Consider the following 13092-nt stretch of genomic DNA (forward strand, 5'->3'; position numbering starts at 1 on the left):
GCGGTCGTCCGCGCGGCGCGGCGGTAGCGCCGGGATGGACCAGGAGAGACGCGCGCAGTGGCTGCGCGGAGTGCTCGACCTCTGCGTGCTCGCGCTGCTGCGCCGGGGTGAGTCCTACGGGTACGAGCTGTCCCAGGCGCTGCGGGCCCAGGGGCTCGGCGCCGTGCAGGGCGGCACCCTCTATCCGGTGCTGCTGCGGTTGCAGCGATCCGGCCTGCTCACCGCGCACTGGCGGGAGGGGCGGACCGGCCCCGCCCGCAAGTACTACCGGATCAGCCCGGCCGGCAGCGCGGCGCTGCGCGCGGCCGCCACCGACTGGAGCGCCTTCGCGACGAGCGTGGGCGCGATACTGACCGAGGAGGCGAAGCGGTGAACCACGACGCCTGGCTCGCCGCCCTCACCGGCGAACTGCGCCGGCACGGGGTGGGGCCCGACCTGACCGGACACGTGGTCGCCGAGGCGGCCACCCACCTCGCCGAGAGCGGGGAGCCGCCGCTCGCGGTGTTCGGCCCGCCGCAGGCGTACGCCCGGGCGGTCGCCGACAGCCTCGGCGGCCCCGACCAGCGCCCGCCCCGGCGGCGGCCCGGTCCGGTACGGCTCGCCGCGCGGGGCATCACCAAGCGCTACCGCGGGCGGACCGTCCTCGACCGGGTCGACCTCACCGTGCGGGCGGGGGAGATCGCGGCCGTCGTGGGCGCGAACGGGGCCGGCAAGAGCACCTTCCTGCGGATCTGCGCCGGCCTGCTGAGCCCGGACACCGGGACCGTGCAGGTGGACGGGGCGCTCGGCTACTGCCCGCAGGACGGTGGCACCGCCGAGTTCCTCGACCCGGACGAGCACTTCGTGCTGGTCGGCGCGGGCCGGGGGCTGAGTCGTCGCGCGGCCCGCCGGAACGGCCGGGCGGGGGCCGCCGCGCTGGACTGGACGCCGCCGGCCGGTACGCAGGCCCGACACCTCTCCGGCGGCACCCGGCAGAAGCTGAACCTGGTGCTGGCCCGGCTCGGTGAGCCGGACGTGCTGCTGCTCGACGAGCCGTACCAGGGCTTCGACCGGGGCACCTACCTCGACTTCTGGCACGAGGTGTGGCGCTGGCGCGACGCCGGGAAGGCGATCGTGGTCGTCACCCACCTGCTCAACCAGCTCGACCGGGTCGACATCGTGCTCGATCTGACCGCCCAAGGGGAGCGCGCCGCATGACCAAGATCCTTGTGGTGGCCGAGTCCGCGCTGCGTGAGCTGCTGCGCCGCCGATCGGTGCTGGTCATCCTGCTGCTGTTGCCGCTGGCCTTCTACCTCAGCCGTCGCGGTGACCACCTCGGCCAGTCCATCCGCTTCGTCTGCCTCGGCCTCGGCTGGGCGCTGAGCACGGCGGCCCTCTTCGCCGGCAGCGCGGCGCGCGGCATCGAACCCCGGCTGCGGCTCTCCGGCTACCGCAGCCCGCACCTCGTCTTCGGGCGGCTGCTCGCGCTCTGGACGGTCGGGGTGCTGCTCTCCGTGCCGTACTTCGTGCTCATCCTGGTCGACCAGCACGACGTCCGGTACGGCGCGATCGCCCTGATCATGGCGCTGACCGTGGTCGTGGCCGCACCGTTCGGGCTGCTGCTGAGCGCCGTGCTGCCGCGCGAGCTGGAGGGCACACTGGTGCTGCTGACCGTGGTCGGCCTGCAGATGGTGATGGACCCGGCGGACGAGACCACCCGGGCGCTGCCGTTCTGGTTCAGCCGGGAGATCGGCACGTACGCCATCGACCACACCGACGGCGGCTACCTGACCCGCGGGCTGATCCAGGGCGGCACGTTCGCCGCCGTCCTCACCCTGCTGGTCGCGGTGGCCGCCGCCGTGCGGCTGCGCCGACGCCGGCACCTGCGCTTCGCGTAGCCGGCGTCACGGTAGGGCCGAGTGCCGTCTCGCCGGCCCGGTCGGTGAGCGCCCGACGCCGCGTCGGCCCGTCGCTCGTCCGGACGAGAAGCGGCGACGATCAGCCGCGGGTACGCCCCAGCAGCTCGATGATCTCGGCGGTGGTGCCGGTCTCGCCGAGTCGGGGGAAGATCCGCTCGACGCTGTTGCGGTGCCCCTCGGCGTCGAGGTCGGTCATCGCGTCGGTGGCGAGGGTGACGTGGTAGCCGTGCTCGTACGCGGCGCGGGCCGTCGACTCCACGCCGATGCTGGTGGCGATGCCGCCGAGCACGATCTGGGTCACGCCCCGGCGGCGCAGGTGCAGGTCGAGGTCGGTGCCGTAGAAGGCGCCCCAGTTCCGCTTGGTGACCACGAGGTCGCCCGGGTGGCCGCCGAGCTCGTCGACGAGCACGTCCCAGCCCTCGGGGCGGCTGCCCCCGGCCGACCCGCGGTCGGTTCGGCCCGGGGCGGCGTCCGCGCCGTCGGCGGCGGTGCTGACGCGGACCAGCACCACGGGAGCGCCGTGCGCGCGGAAGGCGTCGGCCAGTTGGACGCCGCGGGCGACGGCCTCCGCCGCCGGGTAGGGCGCGGTGGGCGCGGCGACGATGCCGCGCTGAAGGTCGATGAGGACCAGCGCGGTACGCGGGTCGAGCGCGGTGAGTGCCATCGGATCGTTCCTTTCGGTTCTCTGGGCGGGGCCGGCCGGAGCCGCCCCGGTGGGGTCAGGCCGGCGCCGGCGAGTCGTTCCGCCTGCCGATCCGCCCCAGCGAGCGGTCCAGCAGGACCACGAGCAGCAGCAGGAGGGCGCTGGCGAGCATCACGAGCGCCAGCTCGTGCAGCCCGGCGGTGTCGGCGCCGGAGCCGAAGGTGGCCGCGCTGGCGGCGGCGGCCACCATCGCGCCGAGGTAGGTGAAGGTGCGCAGCAGCCCGGCCGAGGACCCGATGCGGGCCGGGTCGGCCTGGTGGTAGAGGGCGTTCTGGTTGGCCAGGCCGAGCAGCCCCTGGGGCACGCCGGCCAGCACGGCGACGGTGACCAGCAGCCAGGTGCCGCTGCCGGGACGCACCACGAGCAGCAGGCCGCAGGCGGCGAGCTGGGTGACCGCCCCGACCACCAGCTTGCCGCGCACCCCACGGCGGCGGCCGGTCAGCGCCGAGACCGCGATCGCGGTGAGGAACAGCGGCAGCAGGATGAGCCCGGCCGTCGAGGCGGCGAGCCCCCGACCCTCCTCCAGCCACTGCGTGTACCCGTAGAGCCAGGCGTACCAGACGGTGAAGGTGAGCAGGTTGCGGGCGTACGTGGCGATCAGCGGCAGGTTCCCGCCGAGCACCCGCAGATCGAGGAACGGGTCGGCGGTGCGCAGTTCGCGGACGACCAGCCCGGCGCCGGCGGCCACGGCGACCGGGAGCAGCCAGAGGTACTCCGCCCGGGGGTTCATCAGGAGCAGCAGCACCGCGCTCAGCAGCCCGGCGAAGAGCGTCATCCCCGGCAGGTCCAGCCCGCCGCCCGGGGCGGTGGCCGCGGTCCTCGGCATCCGCAGGGCGCCGAGGATCAGGCAGGCCGCCGAGAGCGGGATGTTGACGGCGAAGATGGTGTGCCAGCCGCCGAGCCCGATCAGCAGCCCACCGAGGGTCGGCCCGACCGCCGAGACGGTCTGCGCGGAGATCGCCAGCGCGGTGAGCACGCCGCCCGGGTTGTCCTGCCCGGTGCGCCGCGACTCGTGCCGCAGCAGCGACATGGCGGCCGGGTAGCCGGCGCAGGTGCCGATGCCGAGCAGCACCCGGGCCACCACCAGCACCCCCAGCGACGGTGCGACGGTGCCGAGCACTCCCGCGACGCCGGTCAGCGCCGTACCGACGAGGTAGAGCCGGCGCGGTCCGTACCGGTCGACGAGCCGCCCGACGACGGGCTGCCCGACCGCGGTGGCGAGGTAGAGCGCCGAGACCAGCCAGGCCGTCCGGGACGGGGGCGCGCCGAACGCGGCCCCGATCGGGATCAGCGCCACGGCGATCATCGACGAGTTGATCGGGTTCAGCACCGCGCCGAGGATCATCGGCGCGATGAGCCGCCGGTCGAAGCCGTTCGGGCGGCCGTCGGTGGCCGTCGCCGCGCCCGGTCTGGTGGCGGGGGCGGTCACGATCCGGTCAGGCGGTCGAGCAGGGCCAGCGCCTCGACGATGGTGGCGCGCTCGGCGTCGGTGTACCGCTCCTGGAGGGCGCGGGCCAGCCACTCCTCGCGGGCCTGCCGGTCGCCCTCGACGCGGGCCTGGCCTGCGACGGTCAGCGACACCAGTTGCCGCCGGCCGTCGGTCGGGTCGGGCGTACGGGCGACGAGCCCCTGCTCGGTCAGCGGGGCGAGGATCGCGGCCATCGACTGCGGCCGGACCCGTTCGGCGGCGGCCAGGTCGCTGGCGGAGGCCGGGCCGCTCGTCGCGAGGCGGCTCAGCACGGAGACCTGGGAGGGAGTGAGCCCGTTGCGGTTGGCGACCTCACGCAGTCGGCGGCGGAGCCGGCTGAACACCACGCGCAGCTCGTGCGCCGCACGTACGGCTTCGGCGGAGATCGCGGACCCGGTCACCGCCCCACGGTAAAACCTTCAGTTCAGACTGCACAGTTTCGGCTGAAGACTGTGAGGGGCGGAACAGCGGCGGGTCACCGCCCCGGGTCGGTGCCGACAGTGCCCGGCGTCGACCCGAACGCGGTGAGGAACCGGTCGCGGAACGTGCTCATCGGCCAGACCGGGGCAGCCGATCCGGGCCGCAGGCCGTCCTGCCAGCCCCAGCCGGTGATCCGGTCGAGCACGGCCGGGTCGCGGGCGACGATGGTGATCGGCACGTCCCGGCTCGCGTCCGGCCCGGTCACCACCGGCGCCGGTTGGTGGTCGCCGAGGAAGACCAGCACCAGGTTCTCGTCGCCGTACGTCTCGACGTAGGAGATCAGCGTCGCCAGCGAGTACGCGACCGCCCGCCGGTAGCCGGCCCGCGCCGCGTCCGGTGGGCTCTCGATGCGGGCCGTGGCGTGGGCGAAGAGCGAGCCGTCGCCGACGTCGTCCCAGCCGACGAGGCGGGGCACCGCCGTCCAGGGCGAGTGGCTGGAGATCAGCGGGATCTCGGCCATCACCGGTGGCCGGTCGGCCTCGGCGCGCTCGGTGCGCTGGAAGTGCGCCAGGGTGTACTGGTCGGGCATGGGGGCGTACGCGAACTTCGTGCCCCGGTAGCCGAGCGCGGCACAGTCGTAGTAGCGGTCGTAGCCGAAGAAGACCCCCTCCGGCCAGGGCTGGGTGGCCGCGGGCATCACCCCGACCGTCCGCCAGCCGGCCCGGCGGAACGCGCCGTTGAGGGTGAGCCGGTCGCTGGCGAGCAGGGCCCGGTGGCGCTGCTCGTTGTCGATCCAGAGACCGGACAGCAGCGTGTCGTGGGCCAGCCAGCTGCCGCCCCCCGCGGTGGGGGAGGTGAGGAAGCCGCTGCGCGCGGCGTACCCCTGCGCCCGCAGCCGGCCGTAGCCGGCGTCGAGCACCGGGTTGACCTCCGAGGCGAGCCCCGGGTCCTCGATCGCGCTGCGCCCGTAGCTCTCCACGAAGGTGAGTACCACGTCCTTGCCGCCCAGGCCGGTGAGGAGCCGGTCGCCCGGGGTGTCCCGGAACGGGTCGGCGACGATCTCGGTGGCGAAGGTTCCCCGGTCGCGCAGCCGCTCCCGTACCTGCGCCGCGTGCGCCGCCACCAGGCTGCTCGTTCCCGAGTCGGCCAGCGGCACCCCGAACGCGGCGCACGCCACCCAGAGCACGGTCAGCGCGGCGACCGCCCGGGTCGCGGCGCGGTCGTGCTCCGCCACCACGCGGCTCACCCGGCGCACCGCGACCGTCATGGAGACCAGCAGGGCGGCGGCGAGCAGCGCCGCGCCCAGGGCGGCGCCGATCGCCCCGGCCCGACCCGCCGCGTCGGTGACGAAGCCGTATGCGTCGTCCAGCAGGGCCCAGTCCAGCACCAGGTCGAACGGTCGGGCCAGGGTGGTCTGGAAACCCAGGTCGGCGACCTTCAGCACGGCCAGCAGGCCGAGCAGCGGGCCGGCCACCAGCGCGGCCACCCGCCGCCCGCGAGGCGGCAGGGCGAGCAGCAGCGCGAGGCCGAGCAGCCCCTCCAGCGGGAGGCGCAGGAACGTGCCGGGGGTGAGCCGGTCGGCGCGGTCCGGCCCGACCAGCACCGCGAGAACCAGGAGACCGGCGAGCACGGTGAGCACGCCGGAGGCGGCCCGCCGCCACCCCGGCCGGGCGCCGGCACCGTCGTGCGTGCCCTTCCCGGCCGTGGTACCTGCGGCCTGCGCCGCCTCCGCGACGGGCGCCCCGGTCACGTCTTCCGGCGCGGTCACGTCGTCCGGCGCGGCCGCGTCGTCCGGCGCCGGCGCGGAGATCCGGTCGCCGCCCTGGTGTCGGGCGGCCCGCGAGGACATCAGATCCACCCGTCGCTACGGGACCCGGCGAGCGCCGGCGTCCGGGCCGGCCTCTCCTCCCGCTGCGCAGGCGCGGGCAGTGCCGGGCGAGAACCGGGAGCCGGCGGGCGGTGCCGCCACAGCCAGCGCACGTCCCGGCCGAACGACTCCACGAGCAGGGCCAGTGCCGCCACCAGCAGCAGCGTCGTGAGCGCCCCCGGCAGCAGGGCGGCCGCGGTGAGCACGATTCCCTGCGTCGCCGCGACCACCTTGCGCCACTGCCGGGGCGGCAGCGTTCCCCGCATCCACGGCAGCACCCAGCCGGCGGCGACGAAGGCGTACCGCATCCCGCCGATGGCGAGCACCCACGGACCGGCGTACGGGGCCACGTAGACGCTGAGTACGAGCAGGAGGAACGCGTCGACCTCCATGTCGAAGCGGGCGCCGAGCGCGCTGGCGGTGCCGGTGCGGCGGGCCACCCGCCCGTCGACCGCGTCGAGCAGCAGCGCCACGGCGCTGAGGGTCACCAGCAGCCCGACCGGCGCGGGCCGGGTGATCGCGTCCGCGGCCAGCGCGGTCACCCCGCCGACCAGCGTCGACCGGGTGAGCGTGACCCGGTCCGCCGGCCCGAGCCGCCCGGTTCCCGCGCGGCGCATGCCCCGGGTGAGCGCGACACCGCTCAGGAGGCCGTAAGTGACGCCGGCCAGCCAGCCCGCGCCGCCCAGACCGACCGTCCCGGCCAGCACGGCGAGGACGACGACCTGGAAGACCAGACCGACCAAGGGACCAGTTCGAACCGTTCGCACCGTGCCTCCGTGTTTATGATCGACGCCCCTGCCAGGGGACACGGAATTGGTGGCCGTTCGGTTCGACCGGCCACGCAGTGAGGAGCAGCCGGTGACCCGTGAGGCCCACGCCTTCTGGCTCGACACACCCGGTGCGGGTGAGATCCGTCCGGTACGGCTGCCGGATCCCGGCCCGGACGAGGTGCTGGTGCGCACCCGCTGCTCCGGGGTGAGCCGGGGCACCGAGACGCTGGTCTTCGCCGGCCGGGTGCCGGAAGACCAGTACGCCGTGATGCGCGCGCCCTTCCAGGAGGGCGAGTTCCCGGCGCCGGTGAAGTACGGCTACCTCAACGTCGGCGTCGTCGAGAAGGGACCCGCCGACCTGTTGGGACGCACCGTCTTCTGCCTGTACCCGCACCAGACCGCGTACGTGGTGCCGGCCTCGGCGGTGGTGCCGGTGCCCGACGGGGTGCCGCCCGGGCGGGCGGTGCTGGCGGGCACGGTGGAGACGGCCGTGAACGCGCTCTGGGACGCCCCGCCGCTGGTCGGCGACCGGGTCACCGTGGTCGGCGCCGGCATGGTCGGGTGCTGCGTGGCGGCCCTGCTCGCCCGCTTCCCCGGCGTGCACGTCGAACTCGTCGACACCGACCCCGGCCGCGCGGGCGTCGCCGAAGCGCTCGGGGTGGACTTCGTGTCGCCGCAGCGGGCGAGCGGCCGGCGGGATCTCGTGGTGCACGCCAGCGCCACCGGCGCCGGCCTGCAACGTTCCCTGGAGCTGCTCCGGCCCGAGGGCACAGTGGTGGAGCTGAGCTGGTACGGCGACCGCCCTGTGGAGTTGTCGCTGGGCGGGGTGTTCCACAGCGGACGGCTGACCGTGCGTGGCAGCCAGGTGGGCATGGTCGCCCCGGCCCGGCGGGCCAGCCGTGGCTACGCCGACCGGCTCGCGCTCGCCCTGGACCTGCTCGCCGATCCCGTGTTCGATGCCCTGATCACCGGCACCTCCCGCTTCGCGGAGCTGCCGGACGTGCTGGGCCGCCTGACGTCGGGCGAGCTGCCCGCGCTCTGCCACCTCATCACCTACGACGAGGAGTAATCAGTGTTCAGTGTGACCGTCCGTGATCACATGATGATCGCCCACAGCTTCCGCGGTGACGTCTTCGGGCCCGCGCAGCGACTGCACGGCGCGACGTTCGTGGTGGACGCCACGTTCCGCCGCGCCGAGCTGGACGGGGACGGCATCGTGGTGGACATCGGCCTGGCCACCGACCAGCTCAAGGCGGTCCTCGGCGAGCTCACCTACCGCAACCTGGACGACGAGCCCGCGTTCGCCGGGGTGAACACCACCACCGAGGTGCTCGCCCGGACGGTCGCCGACCGGCTCGTCGAGCGGGTGCACGCCGGTCAGCTCGGTGCGGGGGCGCGTCACCTGGACGGTGTCACCGTCACCCTGCACGAGTCGCACGTGGCGTGGGCCAGCTACGAGCGGTCTCTGTGAGCGCGAGGAGTGAGCTTGCGAGCCCCGCAGTCGCGAGCGGAAGGTGGGCTCTGTGAGCGCGAGGAGTGAGCTTGCGAGCCCGGCGGTCGCGAGCGGGGGGCAAGCTCTGTGACGGGCGCCGCGACGCGGGTGGCCGCCGCCGAGGGGGACGCCGGGGGCGCCGGCGAGGTGCACGTCGTACTGCCGAACGACATCGACGACCCGGGCTCGCCGAGCGGCGGCAACCGGTACGACCGGCGGGTCTGCCGGGGCCTGGCCGAGCAGGGCTGGACGGTGCGCGAGCACGCGGTGGCGGGGGAGTGGCCCCGGCCGGACGACCGGGCCCGCGCCGCGCTCGCCGGTGTGCTCGCGGCGCGTCCCGACGGTGCGACAGTCCTGGTCGACGGTCTGGTCGCCTCGGCGACGCCGGAGGTGCTGGCGGCGCAGGCCGATCGGCTGCGGCTCGTCGTCCTGGTGCACATGCCGATGGACGACGACACCGAGGCGCGGGCGCTGACCGTGGCGCGGGCGGTGGTGGCCACCAGCGGTTGGACCCGTGACCGGCTGCTCGACCGGTACGGCCTGCCGGCCGACCGGGTGCGGGTCGCCGAGCCCGGGGTGGACCCGGCGCCGCCGGCGACCGGCAGCGGCACCGGCGGGGCGCTGCTCTGTGTCGCGGCGGTCACCCCCACCAAGGGGCACGACGTGCTGGCCGGGGCGCTGGCAGAGGTCGCCGACCTGCCGTGGAGCTGCGTCTGCGTGGGCGCGCTCACCCGGGATCCCGGGTTCGTCGCCGACCTGCGATCGCGGCTGAGCGCGACTGGGCTGGCCGACCGGGTTCGGCTGGCCGGCCCGTGCACGGGGGACCGGCTCGACGCCGCCTACGACGCGGCGGACCTGCTCGTGTTGCCGTCCCGCGCCGAGACGTACGGCATGGTGGTCACCGAGGCGCTGGCCCGCGGTGTCCCGGTGCTGGGCACCGCCGTGGGCGGTCTCCCCGAGGCGCTGGGTCGGGCGCCGGGCGGCGGGCCACCGGGGCTGCTGGTCCCGCCGGACGACCCGGCGGCGCTCGCCGCCGCGCTGCGCCGCTGGCTGGACGACGCCGACCTGCGCGGCCGGCTCGGCCGCGCGGCTCGGGACCGGCGGGACGCGCTCACCGGCTGGTCGGTGACGGCCTCGCGGCTGGCGACGGTGCTGGCGGGGGTGGCGGCGTGACCACGGTCCTGTCTCCGTTCGCGCTGTGGCTCGGGCTGCGGGAGGGCGCCGACGCGGCGGCCCGCTCCGGTGAACTGGTCGACGCGGTCCGCGAGCGGTTGCCCGCCGGGCCGCTGACGATCCACGACCTGGGCAGCGGTACCGGCTCGATGCTGCGCTGGCTGGCTCCGCTGCTGCCCGGCCCGCAGCACTGGACCCTGTACGACCGTGACCCGGAGCTGCTCGCCCTGGCCGCCGGAGTCGCCCCCGGCTGCGGCCCGGACGCGACGAGCGCCCCGGTCACGTCCCCGCTGACCGCCGCCGACGGGGCGGCGGTCACCGTGGCGACCCGCTGTGCCGACCTGACCCGGCTCACCGACGCTGACCTTGCCGAGGCCGACCTGATCACCGCCTCCGCGCTGCTGGACATGCTCACCGCCGAGGAGATCGAGCGGGTGGTGGCGGCCTGCGCCGGGCGGCCCACCCTCTTCATGATCTCGGTCGTCGGGCGGGTACGGCTCAGCCCGGCGGACCCGCTCGACGCGGAGATCGCCGGGGCGTTCAACGACCACCAGCGCCGCAGCGTCGACGGCCGGCGGCTGCTCGGGCCGGACGCCGTCACCGCCACGGTCGAGGCGTTCACCCGGCACGGCGTGCCGGTCCTGACCCGACCCAGCCCGTGGCGGCTCGGCGCGGAGCAGGCGGAGCTGACCGCCGAGTGGTTCCGCGGCTGGCTCGGGGCGGCCTGCGAGCAGCGTCCCGAGCTGGCGCGGCGGGCGGCCGGGTACGCGCGGCGGCGGCTCGCCGAGGCCGCCGCCGGCCGGCTCGCCGTGCTCGTCGAGCACGAGGACCTGCTGGCGGGCTGAACCGTTCGGGTCCGGTGCCCGTGCCTATCAGGGAGAGCGATCTTTCGATGGGGGGCCGGCGCGGATGTTCTGGGCGTGGGCACGGGCACTCGGCGGTGTCGGGCTGCTCGGCGTACTGCTGTGGCAGGTGGGCGGGAACGCCTTCATCGACGGCCTGGCGCTGATCGACGGCCGGGCGCTGGCGGTGGCCGTCGCGATCGGCGCGGTCACCACGGTCTGCGGCGCGTGGCGGTGGAGCCTGGTCGCCGGCGGGCTGGGCGTACGACTGCCGCTGCGCACCGCGGTCGCGCACAGCTACCGGGCGGTGTTCCTCAACGCGACGCTGCCCGGCGGGGTGCTCGGCGACGTGCACCGGGCGGTCAGCCACGGGCGGGACGCGGGGGACGTCGGCCGCGGCGTACGCGCCGTGGTGTGGGAGCGCACCGCCGGTCAGGTCGTCCAGGTGCTCCTCGCGCTGGTGCTGCTCGCCCTCCTCCCGTCGCCGGTGCGGCCGTACCTGCCGATGGTGGGCGTGCTCCTGGGCGTCGGTGTGCTCGGTGCGGTGCTGGCGGCCCGGGTGCTGCCGAGTGCGGGGCGGTCCCGGTGGGCGAGGGCGGCGCGCGCGGTCGCCGGCGACGTACGGGCGGGTCTGCTCGCCCGGCGCACCTGGTGGGGCGTCTCCGTCGCCTCCGCGACGATGGTCGCCGGGCACCTGGCGACGTTCCTGCTCGCGGCGCGCACCGCCGGAGCCACCGCCCCGCTGTCGCGGCTGCTGCCGCTGACGCTGCTCGCGTTGCTGGCGATGGGGCTGCCGCTGAACGTCGCCGGCTTCGGCCCGCGGGAGGGCGTGGCCGCCTGGGCGTTCGGCGCGGCCGGCCTGACCGCCGCCCAGGGGGTGGCGACGGCGACGGTGTACGGGGCGCTGGTGCTGGCCGCGAGCCTGCCGGGCGCCGTGGTGCTGCTCGGTCGACGGATTCCGAATCCTCTCTCGCCCGGCGGGCGGACCCCGCCGCTCTTGGGACGGCGGGAAGCTTCCCAGCGTGGTTGAGTGTTGACACGGAGCGGGTACTACGCGCGGCCGCGCCAGGCCGCGCCGGAGGTAAGGAGACGCATGTCGGAAGCACTTCCCGTCGCGACGATCCGTACCCAGGTGACCGTGCCGCTGCGGTTCCCGGACGGGTACGCCACCAGCGCCCGGGTGTTCACCTTCAAGGGGCTGGTCGACGGCCGGGAACACCTGGCGTTCGGGCTCGGCGACTGGGCGGGGGCGCTCGACCGGTACGCCGACGGCGGGCCCGCGCCGCTGGTCCGCCCGCACAGCGAGTGCCTGACCGGGGACGTGTTCGGCAGCCAGCGCTGTGACTGCGGCCCGCAGTTGCGCGAGGCGGTCGAGCGGATCGCCGAGGCCGGGGGGTTCCTGCTCTACCTGCGGCAGGAGGGTCGCGGGATCGGCCTCTACGCGAAGCTCGACGCGTACGCGCTGCAGGACGCGGGGCTGGACACCTACGAGGCGAACGTGGCGCTGGGCCACGGCGAGGACGAACGGGACTACAGCTCTGCCGCGCAGATGCTCGCCGCCCTCGGCGTCCCCGGCATCGTGCTGCTGAGCAGCAACCCGGAGAAGGCCATCCAGCTCGACCGGCTGGGCGTGACGGTGACCGAGCGGGTGCCGACCGGGGTGTACCTCTCCCCGGTGAACGCCGACTACCTCGCGGCGAAGGCCAGCCGCGCGGCCCGCACCCCCGACCTGCCGGCCGTCCGGTGACGGCCGGGCCGGCGCGGCCGTACGTGCTGCTGAGCTGCGCGACCTCCATCGACGGCTACATCGACGACGCGACCGACCAGCGGCTGCTGCTCTCCAACGACGACGACTTCGACCGGATCGACGAGGTGCGGGCCGGCTGCGACGCGATCCTCGTCGGCGCGGGCACGGTGCGCTGCGACGACCCGCGGTTGCTGGTCCGCTCGGCGGGGCGGCGGCGTGAACGGGTGGCGGCCGGGCTGCCCGGCACGCCCGCCAAGGTGACCATCACGGCTCGGGGTGACCTGGATCCGTCGGCCCGCTTCTTCACGGCGGGGGAGGCCGAGCGGCTCGTCTACTGCGCCTCCGGCGCGCTGGAGAAGACCTGCGAACGGGTCGGCGGGCTGGCGACGGTGATCGACGGCGGCGAGCCGCTGGACCTCGTGGAGGTGCTCGCCGACCTCGCGACCCGGGGGGTGCGCCGGTTGATGGTGGAGGGCGGGGGCAGCGTGCACGCACAGTTCCTCGCGGCCGGGCTCGTGGACGAGCTGCACCTGGTGGTCGCGCCGTTCTTCGTCGGTGACTGCCGGGCGCCGCGGTTCGTCGCCGACGGCCGGTACCCGTGGCACCCGGGCCGGCGCGCCGCCGTGGCGGAGGTCCGCCAGATCGGGGACGTGGTGCTGGTCCGCTACGCCCTCTCCGACCGCTGCCGGTCCTGAGTGGGGCGGGCCCGACG

Annotated in this window: 15 protein-coding genes; 10 read left to right on the forward strand and 5 right to left on the reverse strand. The window is 75.5% G+C overall.

Annotation, left to right across the window (positions count from 1 at the left end; genetic code table 11):
- Positions 1 to 34: 34 nt before the first annotated feature.
- Genes E1211_RS12320 through E1211_RS12330 form a run of 3 tightly spaced genes read left to right on the forward strand, consistent with a single transcriptional unit; the run spans position 35 to position 1877 of the window.
- A complete protein-coding gene (locus E1211_RS12320; RefSeq protein WP_132348566.1) occupies positions 35 to 373 on the forward strand; it encodes a PadR family transcriptional regulator in 339 nt (112 codons plus the stop codon).
- Positions 370 to 1197 carry an ATP-binding cassette domain-containing protein gene (locus tag E1211_RS12325; RefSeq protein ID WP_132348568.1) on the forward strand — a complete coding sequence of 276 codons (828 nt, stop codon included), beginning with the start codon at positions 370 to 372 and terminating at the stop codon, positions 1195 to 1197. Before E1211_RS12320 ends, E1211_RS12325 begins: the two co-directional genes overlap by 4 nt.
- Positions 1194 to 1877 (forward strand): hypothetical protein, encoded by a 684-nt coding sequence (locus E1211_RS12330; protein ID WP_132348570.1) that lies wholly within the window; start codon positions 1194 to 1196, stop codon positions 1875 to 1877. The genes E1211_RS12325 and E1211_RS12330 overlap by 4 nt, the downstream gene beginning before the upstream one ends.
- 100 nt (positions 1878 to 1977) lie before the next feature.
- Here the strand turns inward: E1211_RS12330 and E1211_RS12335 are convergent, their stop codons facing one another.
- The 5 genes from E1211_RS12335 to E1211_RS12355 form a co-directional block, all read right to left on the reverse strand.
- Positions 1978 to 2562 carry a hydrolase gene (locus E1211_RS12335; RefSeq protein WP_132348572.1) on the reverse strand — a complete coding sequence of 195 codons (585 nt, stop codon included), beginning with the start codon at positions 2560 to 2562 and terminating at the stop codon, positions 1978 to 1980.
- Positions 2563 to 2617: 55 nt separating this feature from the next.
- Positions 2618 to 4030, reverse strand: coding sequence for an MFS transporter (locus tag E1211_RS12340; protein ID WP_243709511.1), 1413 nt, complete (start codon positions 4028 to 4030; stop codon positions 2618 to 2620).
- On the reverse strand, positions 4027 to 4470 hold the full coding sequence (locus tag E1211_RS12345) for a MarR family winged helix-turn-helix transcriptional regulator (RefSeq protein ID WP_243709512.1): 444 nt from the start codon (positions 4468 to 4470) through the stop codon (positions 4027 to 4029). The genes E1211_RS12340 and E1211_RS12345 overlap by 4 nt, the downstream gene beginning before the upstream one ends.
- Positions 4471 to 4544: 74 nt before the next feature.
- Entirely contained in the window at positions 4545 to 6338 is a 1794-nt protein-coding gene (locus E1211_RS12350) for a sulfatase (RefSeq protein ID WP_207915348.1), read from the reverse strand.
- Positions 6338 to 7123 (reverse strand): CDP-alcohol phosphatidyltransferase family protein, encoded by a 786-nt coding sequence (locus E1211_RS12355; protein WP_132348574.1) that lies wholly within the window; start codon positions 7121 to 7123, stop codon positions 6338 to 6340. Before E1211_RS12355 ends, E1211_RS12350 begins: the two co-directional genes overlap by 1 nt.
- Positions 7124 to 7214: 91 nt before the next feature.
- On the opposite strand from E1211_RS12355, the gene E1211_RS12360 reads away from it, so the two are divergent.
- From E1211_RS12360 to E1211_RS12390, 7 genes are all read left to right on the forward strand, one after another.
- Entirely contained in the window at positions 7215 to 8195 is a 981-nt protein-coding gene (locus E1211_RS12360) for a zinc-binding alcohol dehydrogenase (RefSeq protein ID WP_132348576.1), read from the forward strand.
- Between the two features lie 3 nt (positions 8196 to 8198).
- On the forward strand, positions 8199 to 8597 hold the full coding sequence (locus E1211_RS12365) for a 6-carboxytetrahydropterin synthase (protein ID WP_132348578.1): 399 nt from the start codon (positions 8199 to 8201) through the stop codon (positions 8595 to 8597).
- Positions 8598 to 8765: 168 nt separating this feature from the next.
- Positions 8766 to 9791 carry a glycosyltransferase family 4 protein gene (locus tag E1211_RS12370; protein ID WP_132348594.1) on the forward strand — a complete coding sequence of 342 codons (1026 nt, stop codon included), beginning with the start codon at positions 8766 to 8768 and terminating at the stop codon, positions 9789 to 9791.
- Positions 9788 to 10636: a class I SAM-dependent methyltransferase gene (locus tag E1211_RS12375; RefSeq protein WP_132348580.1), complete on the forward strand. Its 849-nt coding sequence runs from the start codon at positions 9788 to 9790 to the stop codon at positions 10634 to 10636. The genes E1211_RS12370 and E1211_RS12375 overlap by 4 nt, the downstream gene beginning before the upstream one ends.
- Positions 10637 to 10700: 64 nt before the next feature.
- Positions 10701 to 11663 (forward strand): lysylphosphatidylglycerol synthase transmembrane domain-containing protein, encoded by a 963-nt coding sequence (locus tag E1211_RS12380; protein WP_132348582.1) that lies wholly within the window; start codon positions 10701 to 10703, stop codon positions 11661 to 11663.
- Positions 11664 to 11726: 63 nt separating this feature from the next.
- On the forward strand, positions 11727 to 12380 hold the full coding sequence (gene ribA / locus E1211_RS12385; RefSeq protein WP_132348584.1) for a GTP cyclohydrolase II: 654 nt from the start codon (positions 11727 to 11729) through the stop codon (positions 12378 to 12380).
- Entirely contained in the window at positions 12377 to 13075 is a 699-nt protein-coding gene (locus E1211_RS12390; RefSeq protein ID WP_132348586.1) for a dihydrofolate reductase family protein, read from the forward strand. Before ribA ends, E1211_RS12390 begins: the two co-directional genes overlap by 4 nt.
- Positions 13076 to 13092 lie beyond the last annotated feature (17 nt).

The sequence above is a fragment of the Micromonospora sp. 15K316 genome, from assembly GCF_004348525.1.
Lineage (GTDB): Bacteria > Actinomycetota > Actinomycetes > Mycobacteriales > Micromonosporaceae > Micromonospora.